General features: G+C 60.7%; 24 protein-coding genes. 15 read left to right on the forward strand and 9 right to left on the reverse strand.

Features of this window, described 5'->3' with window-relative positions:
• The first annotated feature begins 45 nt into the window (after positions 1 to 45).
• The 5 genes from ACX3YF_RS08280 (at position 46) to ACX3YF_RS08300 (ending at position 5,975) form a co-directional block, all read left to right on the forward strand.
• Entirely contained in the window at positions 46 to 1,956 is a 1,911-nt protein-coding gene (locus ACX3YF_RS08280) for an ATP-binding cassette domain-containing protein (protein WP_288100084.1), read from the forward strand.
• Complete coding sequence (locus ACX3YF_RS08285; protein ID WP_288100083.1) at positions 1,956 to 2,537, forward strand: mechanosensitive ion channel family protein; 582 nt, start codon at positions 1,956 to 1,958, stop codon at positions 2,535 to 2,537. Before ACX3YF_RS08280 ends, ACX3YF_RS08285 begins: the two co-directional genes overlap by 1 nt.
• A gap of 115 nt (positions 2,538 to 2,652) precedes the next feature.
• The gene (gene rhtB / locus ACX3YF_RS08290; protein WP_196585758.1) at positions 2,653 to 3,285 is read left to right on the forward strand and encodes a homoserine/homoserine lactone efflux protein; all 633 of its coding nucleotides are present in this window, start codon (positions 2,653 to 2,655) and stop codon (positions 3,283 to 3,285) included.
• Between the two features lie 229 nt (positions 3,286 to 3,514).
• Positions 3,515 to 5,413, forward strand: coding sequence for an FTR1 family protein (locus ACX3YF_RS08295; RefSeq protein ID WP_458973627.1), 1,899 nt, complete (start codon positions 3,515 to 3,517; stop codon positions 5,411 to 5,413).
• 106 nt (positions 5,414 to 5,519) lie between these two features.
• The gene (locus ACX3YF_RS08300; protein ID WP_458944128.1) at positions 5,520 to 5,975 is read left to right on the forward strand and encodes a YaiI/YqxD family protein; all 456 of its coding nucleotides are present in this window, start codon (positions 5,520 to 5,522) and stop codon (positions 5,973 to 5,975) included.
• Between the two features lie 51 nt (positions 5,976 to 6,026).
• Here the strand turns inward: ACX3YF_RS08300 and elbB are convergent, their stop codons facing one another.
• Complete coding sequence (gene elbB / locus ACX3YF_RS08305; RefSeq protein WP_130205674.1) at positions 6,027 to 6,695, reverse strand: isoprenoid biosynthesis glyoxalase ElbB; 669 nt, start codon at positions 6,693 to 6,695, stop codon at positions 6,027 to 6,029.
• 115 nt (positions 6,696 to 6,810) lie between these two features.
• On the opposite strand from elbB, the gene ACX3YF_RS08310 reads away from it, so the two are divergent.
• Complete coding sequence (locus ACX3YF_RS08310; RefSeq protein ID WP_458973628.1) at positions 6,811 to 8,046, forward strand: sterol desaturase family protein; 1,236 nt, start codon at positions 6,811 to 6,813, stop codon at positions 8,044 to 8,046.
• Here ACX3YF_RS08310 and ACX3YF_RS08315 read toward each other — a convergent pair.
• Positions 8,027 to 8,659: a DedA family protein gene (locus tag ACX3YF_RS08315; RefSeq protein WP_196585754.1), complete on the reverse strand. Its 633-nt coding sequence runs from the start codon at positions 8,657 to 8,659 to the stop codon at positions 8,027 to 8,029. The two genes, ACX3YF_RS08310 and ACX3YF_RS08315, sit on opposite strands and share 20 nt — an antisense overlap.
• A 205-nt stretch (positions 8,660 to 8,864) precedes the next feature.
• On the opposite strand from ACX3YF_RS08315, the gene hemB reads away from it, so the two are divergent.
• Together hemB and ppk1 are read left to right on the forward strand one after the other, a co-directional pair.
• Entirely contained in the window at positions 8,865 to 9,878 is a 1,014-nt protein-coding gene (gene hemB, locus ACX3YF_RS08320; RefSeq protein ID WP_288100080.1) for a porphobilinogen synthase, read from the forward strand.
• Positions 9,879 to 9,896: 18 nt separating this feature from the next.
• Positions 9,897 to 12,119 carry a polyphosphate kinase 1 gene (gene ppk1, locus ACX3YF_RS08325; protein ID WP_449106546.1) on the forward strand — a complete coding sequence of 741 codons (2,223 nt, stop codon included), beginning with the start codon at positions 9,897 to 9,899 and terminating at the stop codon, positions 12,117 to 12,119.
• A gap of 94 nt (positions 12,120 to 12,213) precedes the next feature.
• Here the strand turns inward: ppk1 and ppx are convergent, their stop codons facing one another.
• From ppx to ACX3YF_RS08350, 5 genes are all read right to left on the reverse strand, one after another.
• Complete coding sequence (ppx, locus tag ACX3YF_RS08330) at positions 12,214 to 13,716, reverse strand: exopolyphosphatase (protein ID WP_130205835.1); 1,503 nt, start codon at positions 13,714 to 13,716, stop codon at positions 12,214 to 12,216.
• Between the two features lie 166 nt (positions 13,717 to 13,882).
• On the reverse strand, positions 13,883 to 14,620 hold the full coding sequence (locus ACX3YF_RS08335) for an amino acid ABC transporter ATP-binding protein (RefSeq protein WP_103402899.1): 738 nt from the start codon (positions 14,618 to 14,620) through the stop codon (positions 13,883 to 13,885).
• Complete coding sequence (locus ACX3YF_RS08340) at positions 14,607 to 15,257, reverse strand: amino acid ABC transporter permease (protein ID WP_130205684.1); 651 nt, start codon at positions 15,255 to 15,257, stop codon at positions 14,607 to 14,609. The genes ACX3YF_RS08335 and ACX3YF_RS08340 overlap by 14 nt, the downstream gene beginning before the upstream one ends.
• Positions 15,254 to 15,934: an amino acid ABC transporter permease gene (locus ACX3YF_RS08345; RefSeq protein ID WP_458973629.1), complete on the reverse strand. Its 681-nt coding sequence runs from the start codon at positions 15,932 to 15,934 to the stop codon at positions 15,254 to 15,256. The genes ACX3YF_RS08340 and ACX3YF_RS08345 overlap by 4 nt, the downstream gene beginning before the upstream one ends.
• 22 nt (positions 15,935 to 15,956) lie before the next feature.
• Complete coding sequence (locus ACX3YF_RS08350) at positions 15,957 to 16,742, reverse strand: transporter substrate-binding domain-containing protein (RefSeq protein ID WP_047534861.1); 786 nt, start codon at positions 16,740 to 16,742, stop codon at positions 15,957 to 15,959.
• 256 nt (positions 16,743 to 16,998) lie between these two features.
• On the opposite strand from ACX3YF_RS08350, the gene ACX3YF_RS08355 reads away from it, so the two are divergent.
• From ACX3YF_RS08355 to ACX3YF_RS08375, 5 genes are all read left to right on the forward strand, one after another.
• Positions 16,999 to 17,706 (forward strand): FadR/GntR family transcriptional regulator, encoded by a 708-nt coding sequence (locus ACX3YF_RS08355; protein WP_198132320.1) that lies wholly within the window; start codon positions 16,999 to 17,001, stop codon positions 17,704 to 17,706.
• Positions 17,707 to 17,825: 119 nt separating this feature from the next.
• The gene (gene trxA, locus ACX3YF_RS08360) at positions 17,826 to 18,155 is read left to right on the forward strand and encodes a thioredoxin TrxA (protein WP_003206727.1); all 330 of its coding nucleotides are present in this window, start codon (positions 17,826 to 17,828) and stop codon (positions 18,153 to 18,155) included.
• Positions 18,156 to 18,402: 247 nt separating this feature from the next.
• The gene (rho, locus tag ACX3YF_RS08365; protein WP_017845130.1) at positions 18,403 to 19,662 is read left to right on the forward strand and encodes a transcription termination factor Rho; all 1,260 of its coding nucleotides are present in this window, start codon (positions 18,403 to 18,405) and stop codon (positions 19,660 to 19,662) included.
• A gap of 142 nt (positions 19,663 to 19,804) precedes the next feature.
• Positions 19,805 to 21,271, forward strand: a complete 1,467-nt coding sequence (ubiD, locus tag ACX3YF_RS08370) for a 4-hydroxy-3-polyprenylbenzoate decarboxylase (RefSeq protein WP_130205690.1) — start codon at positions 19,805 to 19,807, stop codon at positions 21,269 to 21,271.
• Positions 21,271 to 22,239 (forward strand): CDP-6-deoxy-delta-3,4-glucoseen reductase, encoded by a 969-nt coding sequence (locus tag ACX3YF_RS08375; protein WP_130205692.1) that lies wholly within the window; start codon positions 21,271 to 21,273, stop codon positions 22,237 to 22,239. The genes ubiD and ACX3YF_RS08375 overlap by 1 nt, the downstream gene beginning before the upstream one ends.
• Before the next feature lie 85 nt (positions 22,240 to 22,324).
• Here the strand turns inward: ACX3YF_RS08375 and ACX3YF_RS08380 are convergent, their stop codons facing one another.
• Positions 22,325 to 22,801 (reverse strand): sn-glycerol-3-phosphate transporter, encoded by a 477-nt coding sequence (locus tag ACX3YF_RS08380; protein WP_130205837.1) that lies wholly within the window; start codon positions 22,799 to 22,801, stop codon positions 22,325 to 22,327.
• A gap of 351 nt (positions 22,802 to 23,152) precedes the next feature.
• Between ACX3YF_RS08380 and ACX3YF_RS08385 the strand changes: the two genes are divergently transcribed.
• The gene (locus ACX3YF_RS08385; protein ID WP_130205694.1) at positions 23,153 to 23,821 is read left to right on the forward strand and encodes a gamma-glutamylcyclotransferase; all 669 of its coding nucleotides are present in this window, start codon (positions 23,153 to 23,155) and stop codon (positions 23,819 to 23,821) included.
• A gap of 112 nt (positions 23,822 to 23,933) precedes the next feature.
• Here the strand turns inward: ACX3YF_RS08385 and ACX3YF_RS08390 are convergent, their stop codons facing one another.
• On the reverse strand, positions 23,934 to 24,911 hold the full coding sequence (locus ACX3YF_RS08390) for an NADPH:quinone oxidoreductase family protein (protein WP_458973630.1): 978 nt from the start codon (positions 24,909 to 24,911) through the stop codon (positions 23,934 to 23,936).
• Between the two features lie 150 nt (positions 24,912 to 25,061).
• On the opposite strand from ACX3YF_RS08390, the gene ACX3YF_RS08395 reads away from it, so the two are divergent.
• On the forward strand, positions 25,062 to 25,469 hold the full coding sequence (locus ACX3YF_RS08395; RefSeq protein ID WP_047534823.1) for a flagellar basal body-associated protein FliL: 408 nt from the start codon (positions 25,062 to 25,064) through the stop codon (positions 25,467 to 25,469).
• The last annotated feature ends 13 nt before the right edge of the window (positions 25,470 to 25,482 follow it).

A 25,482-nucleotide genomic window follows, 5' to 3' on the forward strand; every position in this document is an offset into this window, starting at 1 on the left:
TACTCGCGCCAGTTGCGAGCGAAGCTGGTAGACTCCGCCGCCATTATGATTCGACTTCAGAACCTGACTTTACAGCGTGGCCCGCAACGTCTGCTAGAAGACGCCGAGTTGACGCTGCACGCCGGCCAGAAAGCCGGCCTCATCGGTGCCAACGGCGCCGGCAAATCGAGCCTGTTCGCCTTGCTTCGGGGTGAGCTGCACCCGGATTCGGGTGACTGCTTCCTGCCGGCCGACTGGCGTATCGCCCACATGCGCCAGGAGGTCGATACGCTCGAACGCCTGGCGGTCGACTACGTGCTCGATGGCGACCTGCGCCTGCGCCAGGTGCAACGCGACCTCGCCGCAGCCGAAGCGGCCCATGACGGTGCCGCTCAGGCCCGTCTGCACTCGGAACTCGACAGCGCCGACGGTTACACCGCCGATGCCCGTGCCCGCAAGCTGCTGGCGGGCCTTGGGTTCACCAATGACCAGATGGATCGTCAGGTCGGAGATTTCTCCGGTGGCTGGCGGATGCGTCTGAACCTGGCGCAGGCCTTGATGTGCCCATCGGACCTGTTGCTGCTTGATGAACCGACCAACCACTTGGACCTCGACGCCATCATTTGGCTGGAAGAGTGGCTCAAAAGTTATCCCGGCACCTTGATGCTGATCTCCCACGACCGGGATTTCCTCGATGCCGTGGTCGATCACGTGGCTCACGTCGATCAGCGCAAGATCACGCTCTATCGCGGTGGCTACAGCGCCTTCGAACGCGCCCGCGCCGAACGCCTGGCCCAGCAACAACAGGCGTACGAGAAGCAGCAGGCGCAACGTGCGCACATGGAAAGCTACATCGCCCGCTTCAAGGCCCAGGCCACCAAGGCCCGCCAGGCCCAGAGCCGGATCAAGGCATTGGAGCGGATGGAAGAGTTGACCGCGGCCCACGTCGACTCACCGTTCGACTTCGTCTTCCGCGAGTCGCAGAAAATCTCCAGCCCGCTGATCGACCTGTCCGATGCCCGTCTGGGTTACGGCGAGAAAACCGTGCTGGAGAAGGTCAAGCTGCAATTGACCCCCGGCGCGCGGATCGGCCTGCTCGGTCCCAACGGCGCGGGCAAGTCGACCCTGATCAAGAACCTTGCGGGTGAACTCACGCCGCTGGCCGGTCGCTTGACCCGTGGCGAAAACACGGTTGTCGGTTACTTCGCCCAGCATCAGCTTGATTCCCTGGACTCCAAGGCCAGCCCGCTGCTGCACTTGCAGCGCCTGGCGCCGACCGAGCGCGAGCAGACACTGCGAGACTTCCTCGGTGGCTTCGACTTCCGGGGCGCGCGGATCGATGAGCCGGTGCTGAATTTCTCCGGTGGCGAGAAGGCGCGTCTGGCGTTGGCGCTGATCGCCTGGGACCGGCCGAACCTGTTGCTGCTCGACGAACCGACCAACCACCTTGACCTGGAAATGCGCCTGGCGCTGACCATGGCCCTGCAGGAATTCAGTGGCGCGGTGCTGGTGGTCTCCCACGATCGTCATTTGCTCAAAAGCACCACCGACAATTTCTATCTGGTAGCCGATGGCAAGGTCGAAGAATTCGACGGCGACCTGGAGGACTACACCCGCTGGCTGGTGGAGTATCGCCAGCGCAATGCCCCGGTCAGCACCACGCCGGTCAACCCGGACAAGACCGACAAGAAAGCCCAGCGTCAGGCCGCAGCGGCGTTGCGTCAGCAACTGGCGCCGCACAAGCGTGAGGCTGACAAGCTTGAAGCCGAGTTGGGCAAGCTTCACGAGAAACTGGCGAAGATCGATGCCAGCCTCGGCGACAGCGACATCTACGAACCGGCGCGCAAGAACGAATTGCGTGATCTGCTGGCCGAACAGGCCAAGCTGAAGGTGCGTGAGGCGGAGCTGGAAGAAGCCTGGATGGAAGCGTTGGAGCTGTTGGAAAGCATGCAGGCGGAGCTGGAGGCGCTGTCCTGATGGACGCCTTCAAGCTGCCGTTGCCAGCGGTGTGGGTCGAGCCGATCTGGCTCGGCGTGCAAATCCTGCTGATCCTGCTGGCCGGTTACTTTACCCAGCGCTTCGTCGCGAAATGCCTGACCCGACTCGGTGAACGCTACCCGTTTCCGCCACAGTTGCTGATGCCCCTGCGCGGAGGCCTGCGTTGGCTGATCATGGGCAGCGCGCTGATTTTCGTGCTGGAGCGCCTCGGGGTTTCGGCCACGGTGCTCTGGACGGCGCTGTCGGGTTTTGTCGCGGTCGCTGCAGTCGCGTTTTTCGCCATGTGGAGCGTGCTCTCCAACTTGCTCTGCGCGATTCTGATCTTCACCGTCGGCCCGTTTCGGCTGGGGGATGTGGTCGAGTTGGTGGACACCACCGACAAGCCCGGCGTCAAAGGTCGGGTAGTAGCGATCAATTTGCTTTACACCACTTTGGTCGAAGCCGAAGAGCTCGGAACCGGCAGCGCCATGGTGCAAGTGCCGAACAGTTTGTTCTTTCAGCGCTCGGTTCGACGCTGGCGCGGCAGTGATGCCTTTCCTTCAAGCGGTTTCGAAAAGTAGCCGACACGCCGGCCACGCGGGTCGGCGGTCGTCATGTCCGACAAAAAATCGGTAGTCATCGGCCCAAAGCCGCATTAGCTTAGACGTCTGTTACGAGTCTGAGTCGAGGTGTGCGATGGAGCTTCAAACATGGCTGGCTTTTTTTGCCGCCTGCTGGGTGATCAGTCTTTCTCCGGGGGCTGGCGCCATTGCGTCGATGTCCAGCGGCCTGCAATACGGTTTCTGGCGTGGGTACTGGAATGCCCTTGGCCTGCAATTGGGGCTGGCGCTGCAGATCGCGATTGTCGGCGCCGGTGTGGGCGCGATTCTTACGGCATCGGCGACCGCGTTCTATGCGATCAAATGGTTCGGTGTGGCGTATCTGGTTTATCTCGCGATCAAGCAATGGCGGGCGTTGCCCAGCGACATGAGCGATAACGCCGCTGTGCGCCCGATCGGCAAACCGCTGGTGCTGATATTCCGTGGCTTCCTGGTCAACATCAGCAACCCCAAGGCGCTGGTGTTCATGCTGGCGGTGTTGCCACAATTCATCGATCCCCACGCGCCGCTGCTGGCTCAGTACCTGATCATTGGTGTGACCATGGTCTGCGTCGACCTGATCGTTATGGCCGGTTACACCGGGTTGGCGTCCAGGGTGCTGCGCCTGTTGCGCACGCCCAAGCAGCAAAAACGCATGAACCGCACCTTTGCCGGGCTGTTTATTGGTGCCGCTGCCTTCATGGCGACCCTGCGCAAAGCCGCCGTTTAAACCCACGCTGACAAAAAAGGCGACCTATACAGGTCGCCTTTTTTATTGTCGCAAGGGCGGGGTCAGCGCATCCGATTGGCTTGGCGCCCTTTACCGAGAGGGTGGCAGGTGGTCGATACGGGCGCTGGCCCTTGGTTTCGCCCTGACGCCAGCAGAGCAGACAAAGCTTGAGCGAAAGTCATTGAGAGTGAACAATATATTACTTCGTGTTTCCAATTGAGATTCATTCATGATTGCCCCGTCCCGTTTCCTGGCCTGGTTCTTCGTACCGTTGCTGGCCTTATGCAGCTCCCACCTGCTGGCCGACACGGTGGAAGGTGCGCCGCAAGCGCTGCACCTGCTCGACTACATCGGCGCGGATTACCCGGCAACGGTGCGGGCAGGCAAGGTCATTGACGAATCTGAATACCGCGAACAGCTCGAATTCACCGGGGTGTTGCAAGGTTTGGTCGCCGCCATGCCGGGCAAGCCGGAAAAAGCCGGGCTGGAGCAGGGCATCAGTGCGCTGCATGCGGCGATCACGGCGCGTCAGGACGGCGCGGAGGTCGCCCGCCAGGCCCGGCAACTGGGCGCGAAACTGGCCGTGGCCTACGAGGTCAGCCAGGCCCCGGTCATTACCCCCGACCCGACTCGCGGCGCGCCCCTGTACGCCCAGCATTGTTCGGTGTGCCACGGTGATGCAGGCGCTGGCGACGGCCCTGCGGGTGTCGGCCTGACCCCGCCACCGGCCAATCTGCGTGATGCTGCGCGCCTGGATCAACTGAGCCTCTACGGGATCTACAGCACCCTGGGGCTCGGCGTCGAAGGCACCGACATGCCGGCCTTCGCCGACCAACTGGACGATCGCCAGCGTTGGGATCTGGCCACCTATATCGCCGGCTTCAGCGCCGATCCGGCGACCGCCAGCGGCGACAAGACCTACAACATTGCCGATCTGGCCCGTCAGACCCCGGCCGAAGTACAGGCTGCCGACGGCCCGCAAGCGGCTGCAACCTTCCGGGCCCAGCGGGCGCAACCCCCGCAGGTCAAGCGCGGCCCGGCGCAGTTGCTCGACTACACCGCCGCCACGCTGGACAAGAGCCTCGCGGCCTATCGCGCCGGCGAACACGATCAAGCCTATGACTTGTCGGTGGCGGCGTATCTGGAAGGTTTCGAGCTGGTCGAAAGCTCGCTGGATAACGTCGACGCCAACGTGCGCAAAGACACTGAGAAATCGCTGATGGCTTACCGTCAGTCGTTGCAGGACGGTTTGCCGGTCGAACAGGTCGAGCAGCGCCTGGAAGCCGCCAAGGCCAAGTTGAAAGTGTCCGCCGGCTTGCTGGGCAGCGATGGTTTGAGCTGGTCCCTGAGCTTCATTTCCGGCCTGTTGATTCTGCTGCGCGAAGGTCTGGAAGCCATCCTGGTACTGGCGGCGATCCTCGCTTTCTTGCGTAACACCGGCCAGCAGTCGGCGGTGCGCAGTGTCAACGTCGGTTGGGGCCTGGCGTTGCTGGCCGGTCTGGGGACATGGGCGCTGGCGGCGTATGTGATCGATGTCAGCGGCTCCCAGCGCGAACTGCTGGAAGGCGCGACGGCGCTGTTTGCCAGCGTCATGGTGCTGTGGCTCGGCGTGTGGATGCACGACCGTCGTCATGCTGCGGCCTGGCAGGATTACATCAAGAGCAGCCTGGTGGGCGGTGGCGGGCGATTCGGCTTTGCGATCCTGGCGTTTTTCTCGGTTTATCGTGAACTGTTCGAAGTGATCCTGTTCTACGAAACCCTGTGGCTACAGGCCGGCCCGGCCGGTCACGACGCGGTACTGGCCGGTGGGGCGACGGCGCTGGTGCTGTTGGTCGGTCTCGCCTGGGTCATCCTGCGTGGTTCAGCGAAACTGCCGCTGGCACTGTTCTTCAGCATCAACGCCGCTCTGCTGTGCGCGCTGTCGGTGGTGTTTGCCGGGCATGGCGTCAAGGCGCTGCAGGAAGCCGGGATTTTCGGTACGCGGCCGGTGCCGTTCTTTGAATTCGACTGGCTGGGGATCCATGCCGATGCGTATTCGCTGAGTGCTCAGGCGGTGGCGATTGTTGCGATTGTTGTGTTGTATGGTCGAAGCTGGGTGGCTGAGAAGCGTCGGGTAGCTGTTTCTTAAAGCATTCGCTTCGCTCACATTCGCGAGCAGGCTCGCTCCCACAGGATTAGCGCTAACGTTGTGGGAGCGAGCCTGCTCGCGATGCTTTTTGGAAGAGGAAAAACTGATGCGTGTCTGGATCGATGCCGACGCCTGCCCCAGGGCGGCCAAGGATCTGGTGGTGAAGTTCGCCCTGAAGCGCCGGCTCGAAGTGGTGCTGGTGGCCGGGCAGCCGCAGATCAAGCCGGGTCTGGCGTTGGTAAAGCTGATCGTGGTGCCGAGCGGCCCGGACGCGGCCGATGATTACCTGGTTGAGCACGCCGTGCCTGGGGAGCTGGTGATCTGCAGCGATGTGCCGCTGGCCGACCGCCTGGTGAAGAAGGGCGTAGCCGCGCTGGACCCGCGAGGCAAGGAGTTCGATGCGCAGAACATGGGTGATCGGCTGGCGGTGCGTAACCTGTTCACCGATCTGCGAGAGCAGGGGCAGATGAGCGGTGGCCCGGCACCGTTTGGCGAGCGGGAAAAGCAGGCGTTTGCCAATGCGCTGGATCGGATATTGACCCGGTTATCGCGTAACGCCTGAGTCGGACGAAAAACCCTGTGGGAGCGAGCTTGCTCCCACAATTAGAGGGTGTCAGGCGTCGTTTTCGTGGGTCAGCTCGAGCACGCGGTCGACCAGTTTGTTGATACCGGAGGCCGCTTCGCTGATTGACTGCGCCAGCATGTACGCCGGTGTAGTCACCAGTTTGCGCGCCTTGTCTTCGACGATTTCGCTGACCGCGCAGTCTTTGTGGGTCGCGCCCATCTTGTTCAGGGCGGCAGCGGTGTCGGCGTCGTTGCCGATGGTGCAGGTCACGCCCGGCCCGTAGATCTTCGCCGCCAGGGCCGGCGAGATGCAGATCAGACCGACCGGTTTGCCGGCCTCGGCAAAGGCTTCGGTCAGGGCCAGTACGTCCGGTTGCACGGTGCAGCCGGTGCCTTCGACGGCAAAGTTGGAGAGATTCTTGGCCGAACCGAAACCGCCGGGAACGATCAAGGCATCGAAGTCTTCGGCGTTGGCTTCGCGGATGTCCTTGACCTCGCCACGGGCGATGCGCGCCGACTCCACCAGCACGTTGCGCGACTCGGGCATTTCTTCGCCGGTCAGGTGGTTGATCACGTGCAGCTGCGCGATGTTCGGGGCAAAGCACTGCACTTGCGCGCCACGCTGGTCCAGGCGCAACAAGGTGATCACGCTTTCGTAGATCTCTGCGCCGTCGTACACGCCACAACCGGAAAGGATCACTGCAACTTTTTTGCTCATGGGCTTTTCTCCAGATTCATGGCGTTAAATGTCCACTAATTTGTCACTCGTTGCCATAGGGTTAAATCGCGGCTACACATAGGATCTGTCCCCAGGATTCCGATCAGGGCGCGTCATGGACTTCATTCTGTATGCGGTGCCGTTTTTCTTTGTGCTGATTGCCGTCGAGCTGCTGGCCGACCGTTGGCGCGGGGTGAGCAACTATCGGGTGGCGGACGCGATCAACAGCATCAGCACCGGCGTGCTGTCGACCACCACCGGCCTGCTGACCAAGGGCGTGGGGCTGGTCACCTATGCCTTTGCCCTCAAGCATCTGGCGCTGTTCGAGCTTTCGGCCGACAGCGTTTGGGTCTGGGTTTTCGCCTTTGTCCTTTACGACTTCTGCTATTACTGGCTGCATCGAATGGGCCATGAACGCAACATCCTCTGGGCCGCGCATTCGGTGCATCACCAGAGCGAGGACTACAACCTCTCCACCGCCCTGCGTCAGACCAGCACCGGGTTCCTGCTGAGCTGGATCTTCTACCTGCCCATGGCGGTGGTTGGCATACCGCTGTTGGTATTCGTCAGCGTCGCCGCGCTGAACCTGCTGTACCAGTTCTGGGTGCATACCCGGCACATTCCCAAGCTCGGCTGGTTCGAGTGGTTCTTTGTCACGCCGTCCAACCATCGGGCTCACCATGCACAGAACGCTCTCTACATGGATCGCAACTATGGCGGGGTGTTCATTATTTGGGACCGACTGTTCGGCTCGTTCCAGGAGGAGGACGACAACGAACCGGTGATTTTCGGTGTGACCACGCCGCTGGCGAGCTGGAATCCGATCTGGGCGAATGTGCAGTTCTATGCGCAGTTGTGGGCGGATGCGCGGCGCGCCGAAAGCACCTGGGACAAATGGCGGATCTGGTTCATGCGCACCGGTTGGCGGCCGGCGGATGTGGCGGCCAAATACCCGATGAACAAACCGGACCTGAGCCAGTTCCGCAAATTCGAGGTGCCGCTGGACGGACGTCAGCAGCTCTACGTCTTGCTGCAGTTCTGCGTTTACATCGCGTTGGGCAGCTACTTGATGAATCTGGAGCCGAGCCTGCCGACCGCTGCCCTGATCCTGGGCTGGAGTGCCGTGGCGTTGGGGCTGTTCGTGCTGGGGGTGGCCCTGGAGAATCGCCCGTGGGCGTTGAAGCTGGAGTTGTTGCGACTGGCGTCGAATGTGCCGCTGGTATGGCTGGCGCCACTGGTGGGGCTGTGGCCGGCCAGCGCGGTGGGCTGGGTCGGCCTGCTCAGTTACAGCCTGCTCAGCGGTATCGGTCTCTACTGCTGCAGAAACCGCTTCACTCGGCTGGCGTCTTAGCGTTTTCGATTTTGGCCTGCTCAGCCTTCAAGGCTTGCTCGTCGGCATAAATCTGCCGGGCCAGGCGGGCATTCTTGAAGCGTCGGCGCAGCCACAGGACCAGGCCCAGCACCAGCAGGGCGCCGAGGACCCATAGCTCGTACTTCTTGATGCTGCCGAGCATGCCTTCGAGCACCGCGCCGAAGTGATACGCGGCAGCGGCCAGCGCAGTCGCCCAGACCGCCGCGCCTATGCCGTTGAGCAGCAGGTATCGCCCCGGTGGATAGCCCGAAAGACCGATGGCCACGGGCATCACCGTGCGTAACCCATAGACGAAGCGGAAGCTCAGCACCCAAATGTCCGGGTGTTTGCGGATGTGTTCCAGCGCCCGGTCACCCATCAGTTGCCAGCGAGGTTTGCGCGCAAGCAACTTGCGACCGTGCTTTCGTCCCATGAAGTACCACAGCTGATCGCCGGCATAACTGCCGAAGAACGCCACGACCACCACCAGGTTGATATCCATGTATCCACGGAACGCGAGGAAGCCTGCGAGCACCAGAATGGTTTCGCCTTCGAAGAACGTGCCGAGAAACAAGGCAAAATAGCCGAAGTCATGCAGAAATTGTTGGAGCATTGTCTGGGTGCTGGCGAAATGAACGCGCAGCCTAACCCTTCGTACTCATTCAGGAAAGTGTCGAAATGTGTCTCGACGTGAACATTTCCTACAAGGACAATGGAATGCGGCTACATGTCGCAGTGTGCACATAACTGTCACGCGATCGTCATAATGGCCGCTTATAACTGTCACGCTCGCACGCCAGCGGGCTCAGGAGTCTGCCGTGAGCTTTACCCCCGCCAACCGTTTGTTCCCTGCAACCCGCCTGCGCCGCAACCGCCGTGATGATTTTTCGCGTCGTCTGGTTCGTGAAAACGTGTTGACCGTCGATGATCTGATTTTGCCGGTGTTTGTGCTGGACGGTGAAAACCGTCGCGAAGCGGTCGCCTCGATGCCGGGCGTCGAACGCCTGACCATCGATCTGTTGCTGGAAGAAGCGGCCAAATGGGTCGAGCTGGGGATTCCGGCGCTGGCGCTGTTCCCGGTGACGCCACCGGAACTCAAGTCGCTGGATGCCGCCGAAGCCTGGAACCCCAACGGTATCGCCCAGCGTGCCACCCGTGCCCTGCGTGCGCAGTTTCCTGAGCTGGGCGTGATCACCGACGTCGCGCTGGACCCGTTCACCACCCATGGCCAGGACGGCATTCTCGACGAAGAAGGCTATGTGCAGAACGACATCACCGTCGACGCACTGGTCAAGCAGGCCCTGTCCCATGCCGAAGCCGGCGCTCAGGTGGTGGCCCCGTCGGACATGATGGACGGCCGCATCCAGGCCATTCGCGAGGCGCTGGAACTGGCCGATCACGTCAATGTGCGGATCATGGCCTACTCGGCGAAGTACGCCAGTGCCTATTACGGGCCGTTCCGCGATGCCGTCGGGTCGGCGCTGAACCTGGGCAAGGCCAACAAAGCCTCCTATCAGATGGACCCGGCCAACAGCAACGAAGCCCTGCACGAAGTGGCGGCTGACTTGTCAGAAGGCGCAGACATGGTCATGGTCAAGCCTGGCATGCCCTATCTGGACATCCTCTGGCGGGTCAAGGAAGAATTCAAAGTGCCGACTTTTGTTTATCAAGTCAGCGGCGAGTACGCCATGCACATGGCCGCGATCCAGAATGGCTGGTTGAGTGAAGGGGTGATCCTCGAATCCCTGACCGCCTTTAAACGTGCCGGCGCTGATGGCATCCTGACGTACTTTGCCGTTCGCGCAGCTCAATTGTTACGAGAGCCAAAATAGCCCTCCCAGGAACATGTGATGAATACCGAAGGACTGACTGAAGTTGCCGTAAAAGACGCTCAACCCGTGGTGGAGCAAATCGCCGAAACCCCGCCGGAATTGGAGCCTGCTCCGCCTGTGGTGGTCGCCGAAACCGCTGCGGCAGCGCCAGCGATTGTCATTCCAGGCCTGGATGACAGCAGCCTGTACATCCACCGCGAGCTGTCGCAACTGCAGTTCAACATCCGCGTACTGGAACAGGCGCTGGATGAGTCCTACCCGTTGCTGGAGCGGTTGAAGTTTCTGCTGATCTTCTCCAGCAACCTGGACGAGTTCTTCGAAATTCGCGTGGCCGGCCTGAAGAAACAGATCACCTTCGCCCGTGAACAGGCCGGCGCCGATGGTCTGCAACCCCATCAGGCCCTGGCCCGCATCAGCGAGCTGGTGCATGGGCACGTTGATCGTCAGTACGCGATCCTCAACGACATTCTGTTGCCGGAGCTGGAAAAACATCAGGTCCGCTTCATCCGTCGGCGTTACTGGACGACCAAGCTCAAGACGTGGGTTCGCCGCTATTTTCGCGACGAGATCGCCCCGATCATCACCCCGATCGGCCTCGACCCGACGCACCCGTTCCCATTGCTGGTGAACAAGAGCCTGAACTTCATCGTCGAGCTCGAAGGCATCGACGCCTTCGGTCGCGATTCCGGTCTGGCGATCATCCCGGCACCGCGTCTGTTGCCACGGATCATCAAGGTGCCGGAAGAAGTCGGTGGCCCTGGCGACAACTATGTATTCCTGTCGTCGATGATCCACGCTCACGCCGATGACCTGTTCCAGGGCATGAAGGTCAAGGGCTGCTATCAGTTCCGCCTGACCCGTAACGCCGACCTGGCGCTGGACTCCGAGGATGTCGAGGACCTGGCCCGCGCCTTGCGCGGCGAACTGTTCTCCCGTCGCTACGGTGACGCGGTACGCCTGGAAGTGGCCGATACCTGCCCGAAACACCTGTCCGACTACCTGCTCAAGCAGTTCAACCTGAGCGAGACCGAGTTGTACCAGGTCAACGGCCCGGTGAACCTGACGCGACTGTTCAGCATCACCGGCCTGGACAGCCAGCGCGAGCTGCAATACCTGCCGTTCACGCCGCAGATCCCGAAACTGCTGCAGAACAGCGAAAACATCTTCAGCGTGATCAGCAAGCAGGACATCCTGTTGCTGCACCCATTCGAGTCGTTCACCCCGGTGGTCGACCTGCTGCGTCAGGCGGCAAAAGACCCGCACGTTCTGGCCGTACGCCAGACCCTGTACCGCTCTGGCGCCAACTCGGAAATCGTCGACGCGCTGGTGGATGCCGCACGTAACGGCAAGGAAGTCACCGCCGTCATCGAATTGCGTGCGCGGTTCGACGAAGAGTCCAACCTGCAACTGGCCAGCCGTCTGCAAGCGGCGGGGGCGGTGGTGATTTACGGCGTGGTCGGCTTCAAGACCCACGCCAAGATGATGCTGATCCTGCGTCGCGAGGCCGGTGAAATCGTGCGTTACGCGCACTTGGGCACGGGTAACTACCACGCCGGCAACGCCCGCCTGTACACCGACTACAGCCTGCTGACCTCCGACGATGCCTTGTGTGAAGACGTCGGCAAGCTGTTCAGCCAGTTGATCGGTATGGGTAAGACGCTGCGCATGAAGAAGCTGCTGCATGCGCCGTTCACCCTGAAGAAGGGCATGCTCGACATGATTGCCCGCGAAACCCAGTTCGCCCTCGACGGCAAACCGGCGCACATCATCGCCAAGTTCAACTCGCTGACCGATCCGAAGATCATCCGCGCGTTGTACAAGGCCAGTCAGTCTGGCGTGCGCATCGATCTGATAGTGCGTGGCATGTGCTGCCTGCGGCCGGGCATCGCCGGGGTTTCGCACAACATTCACGTGCGCTCGATCATCGGCCGTTTCCTGGAACACACGCGGGTCTTCTATTTCCTCAACGGCGGTGAAGAGCAGATGTTCCTCTCCAGTGCCGACTGGATGGAGCGCAACCTCGACAAGCGCGTCGAGACTTGCTTCCCGGTGGAAGGCAAGAAGCTGATCATGCGGGTCAAGAAAGAGCTGGAGCTTTATCTCACCGATAACACCCACAGCTGGAGCCTGCAGTCGGACGGTCGTTACATCCGTAACACGCCAACCGGCAACCAGAACCCGCGCAGCGCCCAGGCGACGCTGCTGGAGCGTTTGGGCAGCCCGATCCTGGCCGTGCGTTAACGCCGGCCAGTTGTAAAAAATGGCGATCCCAAGGGGTCGCCATTTTTGTTTTCGCCGCCGTCCCTGCAGGAGCGAGCTCGCTCCTACAGGGGGTTCAGCGCACGCTCAGGACGATATCGACCCGCGTCAGCCATTCCGCTTCGATGGCGAAGTCGGCCTGGGTCAGCTGGTTGTCGTCCAGCCAGTTTTCCGGGAACACCACTTCCAGGCTGTTGCCATTGGCGTTCAGTTCCACCTGAGGCATTTGCTGGGTGCCGCGGATGTGATGGAACAGGATCGCGAAGCGCAGCAGCACGCACAGGCGAATCAGCTTGATGCCGTCATCGCCGAAATCGGCAAACTTGTCCTTGGGAATGTTGCGTCGGTGGCCGCGCACCAGCAGCGCGAGCATCAATTGGTCTTCGCGGGAGAAGCCGGCCAGGTCCGAGTGTTCGATCAGGTAGGCGCCATGCTTGTGGTACTGGTAGTGGGCGATGTCCAGACCCACTTCGTGGACCTTGGCGGCCCAGCCGAGCAGTTCGCGCCAGACACCGTCTTCCAGATCCCAATCCTTGGCCACTTGATCGAACGCATGCAGGGCCTTGCGCTCGACCCGTACCGCCTGTTCCAGATCGACGTGGTAGCGCTCCATCAGCGAGGTCAGGGTACGCTCACGCACGTCTTCGTGATGATGGCGACCCAGCAGGTCGTAGAGCACGCCTTCACGCAGCGCGCCTTCACAATGGTCCATGCGTTGCAGTTCGAGGGCGTCGAAAATGGCTTCGAGAATCGCCAGGCCGGCCGGGAAAATGGCGCGACGGTCCGGTTTGATGCCTTCGAAGTCGATTTTCTCGACGTCGCCGAGCTTGATCAGTTTGCGCTTGAGCCAAGCCAGGCCCTCGGCGTTCACTTCCCCCGTGCCGTGACCACCCGCCTTCAGCGCCAGGCCGATGGCGCGGATGGTGCCCGAGGAGCCGATGGCTTCATCCCAGGTCAGGCGATGCAGGGCGTGTTCGATGCTCATGATCTCCAGGCGTGCCGCCGTGTACGCCTGGGCGTAGCGGGCCGGGGTGATCTTGCCGTCCTTGAAGTAGCGCTGGGTGAAGCTGACGCAGCCCATCTGCAGGCTTTCGCGCAGCAGGGGTTCGAAACGCTGGCCGATGATGAACTCGGTACTGCCGCCGCCGATGTCGGCCACGAGGCGTTTGCCCGGGGTATCGGCGAGGGTGTGGGAGACGCCCAGATAGATCAGGCGCGCTTCTTCACGGCCGGAAATGACTTCCACCGGATGGCCGAGTATCTCTTCGGCGCGGTGGATGAATTCAGCCCGGTTGCGGGCTTCGCGCAGGGCGTTGGTGCCAACGATGCGTACGGCGCCCAGTGGCATACCGTTTATCAGTTGGGCGAAGCGTTTCAGGCAATCGAGCCCGCGCTGCATCGATTCTTCGCTGAGCTTGCGCTCCTCGTCGATGCCGGCCGCCAGCTGAACCTTCTCCCCGAGACGCTCGAGAATGCGGATTTCGCCGTTCTGGGCCTTGGCCACGACCATGTGAAAGCTGTTGGAGCCCAGGTCGATTGCGGCGATCAGGGACAGATTCTTGGCTTGGGATTGCGGCATGGTCAGGCTCTCGGTCGATAACCCTGCCATCGTGCCACGATCAAAGGCTGCCGCCAACGCGTAGGTGACCGCTTCGCGGTCAATCGCGAGCAGGCTCGCTCCCACAGGACCTCCATGTGGGAGCGAGCCTGCTCGCGATGACGGTCTTTACGACGCCGAAGATCCGTCAGCCCGCTGCTTCCACGGTCCCAATGAAATTCGCCAGCTCCGCCGTCTGTGGATTGGCGAACAGCACTTTCGGATCCCCCACTTCATGCACCTTGCCCTGATGCATGAACACCAACTTATCCCCAACCTCCCGGGCAAAGCGCATTTCGTGGGTGACCATGATCAGCGTCATGCCCTCCCTGGCCAGTTGCCGGACCACGCTGAGCACTTCGTTGACCAGCTCCGGGTCCAGCGCCGAGGTGATTTCATCGCACAGCAGTACTTTCGGTGACATCGCCAGCGCACGGGCAATCGCCACGCGTTGTTGCTGCCCACCGGACAGTCGATCAGGGAAGGCATCGAATTTCTCGCCCAGCCCGACGCGTTCCAGCATCTGCCGCGCCAGCTCGGCGGCCCTGGCTTTCGGCACTTTCTGCACCACTTGCGGCGCGAGCATCACGTTTTCGCCCACCGTCAGGTGCGGGAACAGGTTGAACTGCTGGAACACCATGCCGACTTTTTGCCGCAGGCTGCGCAGGTCCGCGCGGGCGGCGTCGAGGTATTCGCCGTCGACTTCGATGACGCCGTCGTTGATCGATTCCAGACCGTTCAGGGTGCGCAGCAGGGTCGATTTACCCGAGCCGCTGCGCCCGATGATTGCCACCACCTGGCCTTCCTCGACACTCAGGTCGATGCCTTTAAGCACATGGTGATCGCCGTAATATTTATGCAGGGCGGAAATTCTAAGCAGAGGCATGCAGTCTCCTTTCCAGGTAGCGCGCACTGAGGGACAAGGGGTAGCAGAGCAAGAAGTAGCCGAGGGCAACGAGGCCGTAGACCATGAATGGTTCGAAGGTGGCGTTGGCGAGCATGCCGCCGGTTTTGGTCAGCTCGGTGAAACCGATGATCGAGGTCACGGCGGTGCCCTTGACCACTTGCACCGAAAAGCCCACGGTCGGCGCCACGGCGATGCGCAGTGCCTGCGGCAGGATGACGTAGCGCAACTGTTCCAGTCGGCTCAGCGCCAGGCTGGACGAGGCTTCCCACTGGCCGTTGGGGATCGACTCGACGCAACCCCGCCAGATCTCCGCCAGATAAGCGCTGGTGAACAGGGTCAAGGCGAGCGCTGCTGCCGCCCACGGCGAAATCTCCACCCCGGCCAACGCCACGCCGAAGAACACCAGAAACAGCTGCATCAGCAGCGGCGTGCCCTGGAACAGTTCGATGTAGGTGCGGGCAACGTTGCGCGGCAGGGGACTGTCCGAGATGCGCATCACCATGATCAGCAGCCCGATCAAGCCGCCACCGATGAACGCCACCAGCGACAGCGCCAGCGTCCATTGCAGGCCTGTGAGCAGGTTGCGCACGATGTCCAGGAAGGTGAAATCGCTCATCGGCTGCTCCTTGCGCTGTTTCTTGCGACAAACCGATGACCGATCCAGTTGAGCAACTGGCGGATCAGCAGGGCCATGCACAGGTAGATCAGCGTGGTCAGGGCGTAGGTTTCAAAGGCGCGGAAGTTGCGCGACTGAATGAAGTTGGCGGCGAAGCTCAGCTCTTCCGTGGCGATTTGCGAACACACGGCCGAGCCGAGCATGACGATGATGATCTGGCTGCTCAGGGCTGGCCAGACTTTGCCCAGCGCGGGCAGTAGCACCACGTGACGGAACGCTTCGAAGCGCGTCATCGCCAATGCCGCCGCGGCCTCCAGTTGACCCCGTGGAATCGCCTGGATGCCGGCGCGGATAATCTCGGTGGAGTACGCGCCCAGGTTGATCACCATCGCCAGCACCGCGGCCTGCCATTCGGAAATCTGCAGCCCCAGCGACGGCAGGCCGAAGAAGATGAAAAACAGCTGCACCAGGAATGGCGTGTTACGGATCAACTCGACATAGACGCCGAAAATCCCGGCGAACGGGCGGATGTTCCACGCCCGCACCAACGCTCCCACGATGCCCATACTCACCCCGAGCACCGCGCCAATGGCCGTCAGCTCAAGGGTGAACAGCGCACCGCGCAGCAGCAGATCGGTGTTTTGCACCACCGGCAGGAAATCGAACTGATAAGCCATATAGGGGCTCCTGCACGCAGAGTCAGAGGTCGGCCGGCAGCGGTTCTTTCAGCCAGGTCAGGGCGTTTTTCTCCAGGGCGCCATCGCCCTTGGCGGTGACGAGGATCTGGTTGACCTTGTCCAGCAGTGCCGGCTCGTTCTTGTTCACGCCGACATAGACCGGTGAATCCTTGAGCTTCACTTTCAGCGCGGGCACGCGTTTCGGACTTTTCTCGCTGATCGCCACCATCACCACGTTGCCGCTGGCGATCAGGTCGACCTGACCGGCCAGGTAAGCGGCGATGGTCGAGTTGTTGTCCTCGAAACGCTTGATGGTCACGCCTTCGGGGGCGACCTTGGTCAGTTCGATGTCTTCGATGGCGCCACGGGTGACGCTGATGGTTTTGCCCTTGAGGTCGTCCAGGCTCTTGACGTTGGCGTCTGGCGGACCGAACACGGCCAGGTAGAACGGCGCGTACGCCCGGGAGAAGTCGATGACTTTTTCGCGCTCAGGGTTCTTGCCAAGGCTGGAGATCACCAAGTCAACCTTGCCGGTGGTCAGGAACGGGATCCGGTTGGTGCTGTTGACCGGCGTCAGTTCGAGTTTGACCTTGAGCTGGTCGGCCAGCAGCTTCGCGGTGTCGATGTCGAGGCCGCGTGGCTTCATGTCCGGGCCGACCGAGCCGAAGGGCGGAAAGTCCTGAGGCACGGCGACTTTGAGGACGCCACGCTTGAGCACATCTTCCAGACCGTCGGCGTGGGCGGGTGCCTGGCTCAGCATCAGGCTGGCAAACAGGGCAGCGAGTAGGGCGCTGTAACGCTGGATCATGGCAAATCTCCGAATCGGCGAGGAGTAATTTCTGCGATTCGACAGAGCACGGGGCATGCCAAGATAGGGTTTTCCGGGTGCCAGGCCGCGGTTTTACTGATGTGGCAAGGTCTTACTGGTCTGAACAGTCAGGTGTTATTTCGCACCTCGATGGCGCATCTGTGAAAATCGCCGAACCCCCATGGGGCACGACTTGCCGGACGCCGTGAATAGCTTTACAACTACCCGCACATTGGCCTGGTTCGTCTGGAAAACCATGAACTCGATCTCCCGCGCCGTACCTGAAGTGGCGCTGCAAGCCATCCGCAAACTGATCACCGAACAAGGTTTCGGGCCGGGCGATGCCTTGCCCTCGCAACGGGACCTGGCGGTGCAATTGGGGGTCAGTCGGGCGTCGTTGCGCGAAGCGTTATCGTCACTCAGTGCGTTGGGTGTCATCAGTATCCAGCCGGGCAAAGGCGTGTTCGTGCAGTCGCCCGTGGAACTGCCGCGAGGCGAGGGCGCGCCGAGCTGGCCGTTCGCGGCCCAGGCTTCGCCGCTGGATATCTTTCAATTGCGCTATGCGCTGGAAGGGTTCGCTGCGGGGCTGGCTGCCGTGACCTTGAGCACCGATGAGCTTGATGCGCTGGAAGATAATGTCGCCGCCATGCGCAACGAACTGAAGGCCGGGGACTTTGAGGCCGCGGCGCGTCTGGACTTCGAATTCCATCGGCGCATTCTGCTCGCCAGCGGCAACCAGGCGATGCTGAGCATCCTGACCGCCAGTGCCGACATCTTCCTGGAAAGCCAGAAACTACCGTTCATCCGGGCCGAGCGGGCCATGGAGACCTGGCAGGAGCACCGTAAAATCCTTCGTGCGCTGGCCCGGCGGGCCTCGGGCGCCGCCCAGAAAGCCATGCATGAGCACGTGCGCAATGCCGCACTGCGCACTGGAATCGCTTTCGTCGCTCCCGCCATGACGTGACTTGGGCTATACCCAAACTCATGGAACACCATAGCGAGACTCAATCATCTGCGGCTTCCTGAACACGGGAAGGGCGGCTATGATGGGCCACGTTTTTGCTTACAACCCCGGAGAATTCCATGAGCAGCGATCTTATCAAACACGTTAGCGACGCTAGCTTCGAGGCCGATGTACTCAAGGCTGAAGGCGCTGTACTGGTCGATTACTGGGCTGAGTGGTGTGGCCCTTGCAAAATGATCGCTCCTGTTCTGGACGAAATTGCCGAGACTTACAAAGGCAAGCTGACCGTTGCCAAGCTGAACATCGACGAAAACCAGGAAACCCCGGCCAAGCATGGCGTGCGTGGCATTCCGACCCTGATGCTGTTCAAGAACGGCAACGTTGAAGCGACCAAGGTCGGCGCGCTGTCGAAGTCGCAGTTGGCGGCCTTCCTCGACGCCAACATCTAAGCGTCGATGTCGTGTTATTGAAAAGGCCCCGCAAATCGCGGGGCCTTTTTCGTTGCTGAGGGCTAGACGCTCCGAAACTCAGGTGTTACATTCGGCCCCGCACTGGTTTCTCCAGTGCCCCCTGCTAGCCGTCGCCGACGCTCTCCTTTTCGAATAAGTACGCGATCCTGTCGCCTTCTCCGCGGCGCGGCCTCATTAAGCCAAAAGCTTAATTTCCCCCCTCCATAAATGATTACGTCATTCCTATATGAATCTGACTGAACTCAAGCAAAAGCCGATTACCGAACTGCTCGAATTGGCCGAACAGATGGGCATAGAAAATATGGCCCGTTCGCGCAAGCAGGACGTGATTTTCTCCCTGCTGAAAAAGCACGCGAAAAGCGGCGAGGAAATCTCCGGTGATGGCGTGCTGGAGATTCTCCAGGACGGCTTCGGCTTTCTCCGCTCTGCAGACGCCTCTTATCTCGCCGGCCCAGACGATATCTACGTCTCGCCGAGCCAGATCCGTCGCTTCAACTTGCGCACCGGTGACACCATCGTTGGCAAGATCCGTCCTCCGAAGGAAGGCGAGCGTTATTTCGCGCTGCTCAAGGTCGATACGATCAACTTCGACCGTCCGGAAAACGCGAAAAACAAGATTCTCTTCGAGAACCTGACCCCGCTGTTCCCGACCGTGCGCATGAAGATGGAAGCCGGTAACGGTTCCACCGAAGACTTGACCGGTCGTGTCATCGACCTGTGCGCCCCGATCGGCAAAGGCCAGCGCGGTCTGATCGTTGCACCGCCGAAAGCCGGTAAAACGATCATGCTGCAGAACATCGCGGCCAACATCGCGCGCAACAATCCTGAAGTTCATCTGATCGTGCTGCTGATCGACGAACGTCCGGAAGAAGTAACCGAAATGCAGCGCACCGTGCGCGGCGAAGTGGTTGCCTCGACGTTCGACGAGCCGCCAACCCGCCACGTGCAGGTTGCCGAAATGGTGATCGAGAAGGCCAAGCGCCTGGTCGAGCACAAGAAAGACGTGGTGATCCTGCTCGACTCCATCACCCGTCTGGCCCGTGCCTACAACACCGTGATCCCGAGCTCCGGCAAGGTGCTGACCGGTGGTGTCGATGCCCACGCCCTGGAGAAACCGAAACGTTTCTTCGGTGCCGCACGGAACATCGAAGAAGGCGGCTCGCTGACCATCATCGCCACCGCACTGGTTGAAACCGGTTCGAAGATGGACGAAGTGATCTACGAGGAATTCAAAGGCACCGGCAACATGGAACTGCCTCTGGATCGCCGTATCGCCGAAAAACGCGTCTTCCCGGCGATCAACATCAACCGTTCCGGCACCCGCCGCGAAGAGTTGCTGACCGCAGACGACGAGTTGCAGCGCATGTGGATCCTGCGCAAGCTGCTGCACCCGATGGACGAAGTGGCTGCCATCGAGTTCCTGATCGACAAGCTGAAAACGACCAAGACCAACGACGAGTTCTTCCTGTCGATGAAGCGCAAGTAAGACGATCAGGTCTTCAGAAGCCGGGGAAACCCGGCTTTTTGCTATCTGTTTTTTGATCAAACGCCAGTTCGTGGTTCTGAACCGAAGGGTTCGGCGCTAAACTGCCAGCCCCCGAACGCCACGGCCAAAACGAGGCTCACGCATGCAGTATCGCGACTTGCGCGACTTTATCAGCGGCCTGGAACAGCGCGGAGAACTCAAGCGCATCCAGGTTCCGGTGTCCCCTGTGCTGGAAATGACCGAGGTCTGTGACCGTACGCTACGTGCCAAAGGCCCGGCGCTGTTGTTCGAAAAACCAACCGGTTATGACATTCCAGTGCTCGGCAACCTGTTCGGGACGCCTGAGCGCGTCGCACTGGGCATGGGCGCGGAAGCGGTCAGCGAGCTGCGCGAGATCGGCAAGCTTCTGGCGTTCCTCAAGGAACCCGAGCCGCCGAAGGGGCTGAAAGATGCCTGGTCCAAGCTGCCGATCTTCCGCAAGATCATCTCGATGGCGCCCAAGGTCGTCAAAGATGCCATCTGCCAGGAAGTGGTCATTGAAGGCGACGATGTCGATCTTGCCATGTTGCCGGTACAGACCTGTTGGCCTGGCGATGTCGCCCCGCTGATCACCTGGGGCCTGACCGTCACCAAGGGCCCGAACAAGGATCGCCAGAACCTCGGTATCTATCGCCAGCAAGTGATTGGCCGCAACAAGGTCATCATGCGTTGGTTGAGTCATCGTGGTGGCGCGCTGGATTACCGTGAGTGGTGCGAGAAGCATCCGGGCCAGCCGTTTCCCGTGGCCGTGGCGCTGGGCGCGGATCCCGCGACCATCCTCGGCGCCGTGACCCCGGTGCCCGATACCCTCTCCGAGTACGCCTTCGCCGGCCTGCTGCGCGGTAACCGAACCGAGCTGGTGAAGTGTCGTGGCAACGACCTGCAAGTACCGGCCACGGCTGAAATCATCCTTGAAGGCGTGATTCATCCAGGCGAAATGGCGGACGAAGGTCCGTATGGCGACCACACCGGTTACTACAACGAAGTCGACAGCTTCCCGGTGTTCACGGTCGAGCGCATTACCCACCGCATCAAGCCGATTTACCACAGCACCTACACCGGGCGTCCACCGGATGAACCGGCGATTCTCGGGGTGGCGTTGAACGAAGTATTCGTGCCGATCCTGCAGAAGCAGTTCCCGGAGATCACCGATTTCTACCTGCCGCCTGAAGGTTGCTCGTATCGCATGGCCGTCGTGACCATGAAGAAGTCGTATCCGGGCCATGCCAAGCGGGTAATGCTCGGCGTCTGGTCGTTTTTGCGACAGTTCATGTACACCAAGTTCGTTATCGTCACTGACGACGATATCAACGCACGGGACTGGAACGACGTGATCTGGGCCATCACCACGCGCATGGACCCCAAGCGCGACACGGTGATGATCGAAAACACGCCGATCGACTACCTCGACTTCGCCTCTCCGGTGTCCGGTCTGGGCTCGAAGATGGGGCTCGATGCCACGCATAAATGGCCGGGCGAAACGACGCGGGAATGGGGTCGGGTCATCGTCAAGGACGAAGCCGTGACCAAGCGGATCGATGCCATCTGGAATCAGTTAGGAATAGATTGATGCGTGTAACTTTGCAGCCCTCCGGAGCAGTGCTGGATATTCTGCCCGGCGAGCGGATTCTCGATGGCGCACGCCGTCTGGGTTATGAATGCCCGCAAAGCTGTCGTAACGGTAATTGCCACGTGTGTGCCGCGCTGCTGGTGGAAGGGCGTGTCGAACAGGACGGCGGTGTGCGCGACCATGGCGAGTTCTACACTTGCATAGCAGAGCCGCTGGAAGACTGCATCGTGCTGTGGGATGGCGTGCTCGCGCTGGGAGAATTGCCGGTGCGCAGTCTTTCGTGCCAGGTCACCAGTTGTACCGACGTCGGCGGTGATACCTGGCGGGTACGACTGCGGGCCCCGGCCGGCAAGCCGCCGCGCTACCATGCGGGCCAGTACCTGATGATTCATCGGGACAACGGCGAAAAGTCGTCCTTTTCCCTGGCCTCGGCCCCTTCCTCCGGGCGTGATCTGGAAATCCATGTGCTGGCGCGCGAAGCCAGCGCGCTAAACCTGATCAAGCAACTGCAGCGCGACACGATGGTGCGGATCGACATGCCGTTCGGCGACACGCACCTGGCCGAGTTGCCGGACGGCCCATTGGTATTGATTGCAGCGGGCACCGGCATGGGCCAGGTCCACGGCCTGATCGAACATTGTCGCGCCACCGGCTTCAAGCATCCTGTGCATCTGTATTGGGGGGTGCGTCGTCCCGAAGACTTTTATCAAATCGAGCATTGGGACGAATGGCTGAAGTTGCCCAACCTGTTCCTGCATAAAGTCGTCAGCGATCAATGCGGATGGCAGGGGCGCTGCGGCATGTTGCATGAAGCCGTTTGTGAAGACTTTCCCGATCTCAAGGCGCTGCACGTGTACGCCAGTGGCTCGCCGGCGATGGTCTACGGCACGCTGGATGCGCTGGTCGAGGCCGGGATGGACGCCCATCAGATGCGCGCCGACGTATTTGCATACGCGCCACGATCTTGATCCGCGCTCTTGAGCCACGATCTTGATCCGCGATCTTGATCCGCGCGCTTGACCGAGCCCTTGATCGCCACCCGGCAGGCCCTTTCTAGAAGCGTATGCCCGTCGTCACCATGGCCGCGTTGGCGCCGAGGAACACCAACTCGGCGGCCAGCGGGCCGTAGTGCGCGCCAATGGATGGAATGATCACCGGCGCAATGCCGAAGTGGTTGAGCGGAATCTTGTCCTTGTACTGGCCGCTGTAGCCCTCGAGCAGCCCGCCGGTCAATTTCAGATACACCGGATACTCCGTACTCTCATAGCGTTTGCCGGCGTAGGCATAGTTGGAGCGCTGGCGGAACGAGTTGCGAAAAGTCGCCCCACCAAATACCCAGCCAGACGCTTGATTACGTTCAATGCCAATCAGGTCCTGATTGTTATTGTGGTCGGGATCAGGCGAGTAATGTTTGGTGTAGACGCTGGTCTGCACATACCAGAAGCCTTTGTCTTGTTGTGCATCATCCGTCGCCATTACATGGCTGGCCTGGATCATCAACAACATGGCGACAAGCCCCGCTTTTTTCATCATTCAGCCTCTGTTAAGCGCTATGGCTTGCGCCTGGGGAGGTCGTTATACGTGGGCGTCCAGCCACGGGGAAGGCAGAAAGTCCGAGAGTTTAGTAGGAAATTTCCTGTGCATTATGAACGTGCCCTGAACAGATCGAAGGCTTATGCATATGTCATTCAGGTATTTAAGTCATTTTGAAAATAGTATTAGGCTATATAAAACGGGATGGCTGCGGTGATTACCGGTATTTAGTGGTATCACGAGTGTCATACATCTCTTAGCACTTTTCGTTTTACAGTTACTGCTATATGTTCTATGAAACGAAATTTGCTACATCTTGTAATACTTGTGGGGCCGAACACTTCCACCATGACAGCCATTGAATCGACTTTTCTGAATCTGGCTTACCCTCCGCGGCTCGATCTGGGGCCGCAGCTCACTCACGAACAATTGCTCAGCTCGATGCAGTCGACCATGGCACGCCACAAGGGCGGCCCGGTGTGGCTGTTCGCGTATGGGTCACTGATCTGGCGTCCCGAATGCACGGCGGTTGAGCGGGTTCGCGGGCGGGTGCATGGCTACCATCGCGGCTTGTACCTGTGGTCCCACGAACATCGCGGCACGCCGGAAATGCCTGGGCTGGTGTTTGGCCTGGATCGTGGCGGCTCTTGCAGTGGCTTTGCCTACCGACTGCCGGAAGAGCAATTGGAGGCCTCGCTGTATGCGCTCTGGAAAAGGGAAATGCCTTTTCCGTCCTATCGTCCGCACTGGCTCAACTGCCGCCTTGAAGACGGCAACCAGGTTCAGGCGTTGGGATTTGTCCTGGAGCGTCATCTGCCCAGTTATGCCGGTAATTTGCCGGATCACGTGCTCAGTCATGTGTTCGAAAACGCATGTGGGCGCTACGGCACCACTCGCGATTATGTCGAGCAGACCGCCCACGCCCTGCGCAGCCATGCCATGCCCGATCGGAATCTGGAAGCCCGACTCAAGCGCTGCAGGTCAAAATCCGATCAGGCGGATGCACCGCCGATGTGAGCCGGCGCAGGCAGCATTACCTGCACACCCGCTTCGTTGCTTTAGAGCTGCGAGTAAATAGGCCAGAACAACCTCGTCAGTTGTTCTGGCCTATTTTGTGTCCGGTGAAGACTCAGCGAACCTGCACCACCACTTTCCCGACCGCCTTGCGCTGGCCGAGGTCATTGATGGCCTGTGCGGCGTTGCTCAGCGGGTACACCTGCGATACCAGTGGCTTCAATTTGCCTTCGGCGAACCAGCCGAACAGTTGCTGGAAGTTCGCCGCATTGTCCTGTGGCTGGCGTTGGGCGAACGAGCCCCAGAACACGCCGACCACGGCGGCACCTTTAAGCAGGGTGAGGTTTACCGGCAGTTCGGGGATGCGTCCGCTGGCGAAGCCCACCACCAGCAGACGACCGTTCCAGGCGATGGCGCGGATGGCCTGGTCGAACAGGTCGCCGCCCACCGGATCGTAGATCACGTCGGCGCCCTGGCCATCGGTCAGGCGTTTGATTTCGTCCTTGAGGCTGGTTTCGCTGTAGTTGATCAGTTCATCGGCACCGGCGGCCTTGGCCACGGCGAGTTTTTCGGCGCTGCTGGCGGCGGCGATGACCCGGGCGCCCATGGCTTTGCCGATTTCCACGGCGGCCAGACCGACACCGCCGGAGGCGCCGAGTACCAGCAGGGTTTCACCCGGTTGCAGGTGGCCCCGTTGCTTGAGGGCATGCATGGAGGTGCCGTAGGTCATGCTGAAGGCTGCGGCGGTGTTGAAGTCCATGGAGGGCGGGATGGGCAGCACGTTGTAGCCCGGCACCGCGACCTGTTCGGCGAAGCTGCCCCAACCGGTCAGGGCCATGACCCGGTCACCGACCTTCAGGTGGCTGATCTTTTCGCCCACCGCGCTCACGACGCCAGCGGCCTCGCCACCCGGGGAAAACGGGAAGGGCGGTTTGAACTGGTATTTGCCCTCGATGATCAGCGTGTCCGGGAAATTCACCCCGGCGGCGTGCACGTCCAGCAGGACTTCGTTCTTCTTCGCGACAGGACTGGCGACGTCTTCCAGCACCAGCGATTCGGCAGGGCCGAAGGCTTTGCACAGCACGGCTTTCATCAGGGCTATTCCTTTGGGAGTGATGGCCGATAAGTGTAGGTGTGTGAGTCGAGGGGTCAACGAGCATGCCCGGCCCTGATAGTCAGCCATAAGCTTGTGCTTGAGCGGCGGGTCGTTATGCTAGGCCGCAAACCGGATAAGGAGTGAATTGTGAAAGCGTGGATCGTGTTGATGCTGGCCCTGTCTCTGCCTGTGGCAGCGGTGGCCGAAGAGGCAAAAGAAGGTGAGGCTCCGAAGGTCAACTACATCACCCTCAGCCCGCCGTTCGTGGGTAACTATGGGTTGGACGGTACGCCGAAGCTCAAGGTCTACAAGGCCGACGTGGCATTGCGCGTGACCGGTGACGAGGCCACCAAAGCGGTGAAAGCCAATGAACCGCTGATCCGCAATCAACTGGTGGCGCTGTTCGCCCAGCAGACCACCGAGACGATGAATAACGTCGAAGCCAAGGAAAAATTGCGTCAGGAAGCCCTGAAGCAAACCCAGCAGGTCATGACTGACGAAACCGGTAAACCGGTGGTCGAGGATCTGTTGTTCAACAACCTGATCATCCAGTAACGCCGGATCTACT

This window comes from Pseudomonas fluorescens group sp. PF-69 (assembly GCF_054481235.1).

What these genes read in the sequence shown, in the direction of transcription:
- ACX3YF_RS08310 (WP_458973628.1), top strand. Translation starts at nt 6,811, where the DNA reads ATGGACTTCATTCTGTATGCGGTGCCGTTTTTCTTTGTGCTGATTGCC.
- rhtB (WP_196585758.1), top strand. Translation starts at nt 2,653, where the DNA reads ATGGAGCTTCAAACATGGCTGGCTTTTTTTGCCGCCTGCTGGGTGATC.
- ACX3YF_RS08300 (WP_458944128.1), top strand. Translation starts at nt 5,520, where the DNA reads ATGCGTGTCTGGATCGATGCCGACGCCTGCCCCAGGGCGGCCAAGGAT.
- ACX3YF_RS08375 (WP_130205692.1), top strand. Translation starts at nt 21,271, where the DNA reads ATGCGTGTAACTTTGCAGCCCTCCGGAGCAGTGCTGGATATTCTGCCC.
- rho (WP_017845130.1), top strand. Translation starts at nt 18,403, where the DNA reads ATGAATCTGACTGAACTCAAGCAAAAGCCGATTACCGAACTGCTCGAA.
- ubiD (WP_130205690.1), top strand. Translation starts at nt 19,805, where the DNA reads ATGCAGTATCGCGACTTGCGCGACTTTATCAGCGGCCTGGAACAGCGC.
- ACX3YF_RS08340 (WP_130205684.1), bottom strand. Translation starts at nt 15,257, where the DNA reads ATGAGCGATTTCACCTTCCTGGACATCGTGCGCAACCTGCTCACAGGC.
- ACX3YF_RS08380 (WP_130205837.1), bottom strand. Translation starts at nt 22,801, where the DNA reads ATGAAAAAAGCGGGGCTTGTCGCCATGTTGTTGATGATCCAGGCCAGC.
- ACX3YF_RS08285 (WP_288100083.1), top strand. Translation starts at nt 1,956, where the DNA reads ATGGACGCCTTCAAGCTGCCGTTGCCAGCGGTGTGGGTCGAGCCGATC.
- elbB (WP_130205674.1), bottom strand. Translation starts at nt 6,695, where the DNA reads ATGAGCAAAAAAGTTGCAGTGATCCTTTCCGGTTGTGGCGTGTACGAC.
- ACX3YF_RS08390 (WP_458973630.1), bottom strand. Translation starts at nt 24,911, where the DNA reads ATGAAAGCCGTGCTGTGCAAAGCCTTCGGCCCTGCCGAATCGCTGGTG.
- ACX3YF_RS08315 (WP_196585754.1), bottom strand. Translation starts at nt 8,659, where the DNA reads ATGCTCCAACAATTTCTGCATGACTTCGGCTATTTTGCCTTGTTTCTC.
- trxA (WP_003206727.1), top strand. Translation starts at nt 17,826, where the DNA reads ATGAGCAGCGATCTTATCAAACACGTTAGCGACGCTAGCTTCGAGGCC.
- ACX3YF_RS08355 (WP_198132320.1), top strand. Translation starts at nt 16,999, where the DNA reads ATGAACTCGATCTCCCGCGCCGTACCTGAAGTGGCGCTGCAAGCCATC.
- ACX3YF_RS08350 (WP_047534861.1), bottom strand. Translation starts at nt 16,742, where the DNA reads ATGATCCAGCGTTACAGCGCCCTACTCGCTGCCCTGTTTGCCAGCCTG.
- ppk1 (WP_449106546.1), top strand. Translation starts at nt 9,897, where the DNA reads ATGAATACCGAAGGACTGACTGAAGTTGCCGTAAAAGACGCTCAACCC.
- ACX3YF_RS08385 (WP_130205694.1), top strand. Translation starts at nt 23,153, where the DNA reads ATGACAGCCATTGAATCGACTTTTCTGAATCTGGCTTACCCTCCGCGG.
- ACX3YF_RS08335 (WP_103402899.1), bottom strand. Translation starts at nt 14,620, where the DNA reads ATGCCTCTGCTTAGAATTTCCGCCCTGCATAAATATTACGGCGATCAC.
- ACX3YF_RS08295 (WP_458973627.1), top strand. Translation starts at nt 3,515, where the DNA reads ATGATTGCCCCGTCCCGTTTCCTGGCCTGGTTCTTCGTACCGTTGCTG.
- ACX3YF_RS08345 (WP_458973629.1), bottom strand. Translation starts at nt 15,934, where the DNA reads ATGGCTTATCAGTTCGATTTCCTGCCGGTGGTGCAAAACACCGATCTG.
- ppx (WP_130205835.1), bottom strand. Translation starts at nt 13,716, where the DNA reads ATGCCGCAATCCCAAGCCAAGAATCTGTCCCTGATCGCCGCAATCGAC.
- ACX3YF_RS08280 (WP_288100084.1), top strand. Translation starts at nt 46, where the DNA reads ATGATTCGACTTCAGAACCTGACTTTACAGCGTGGCCCGCAACGTCTG.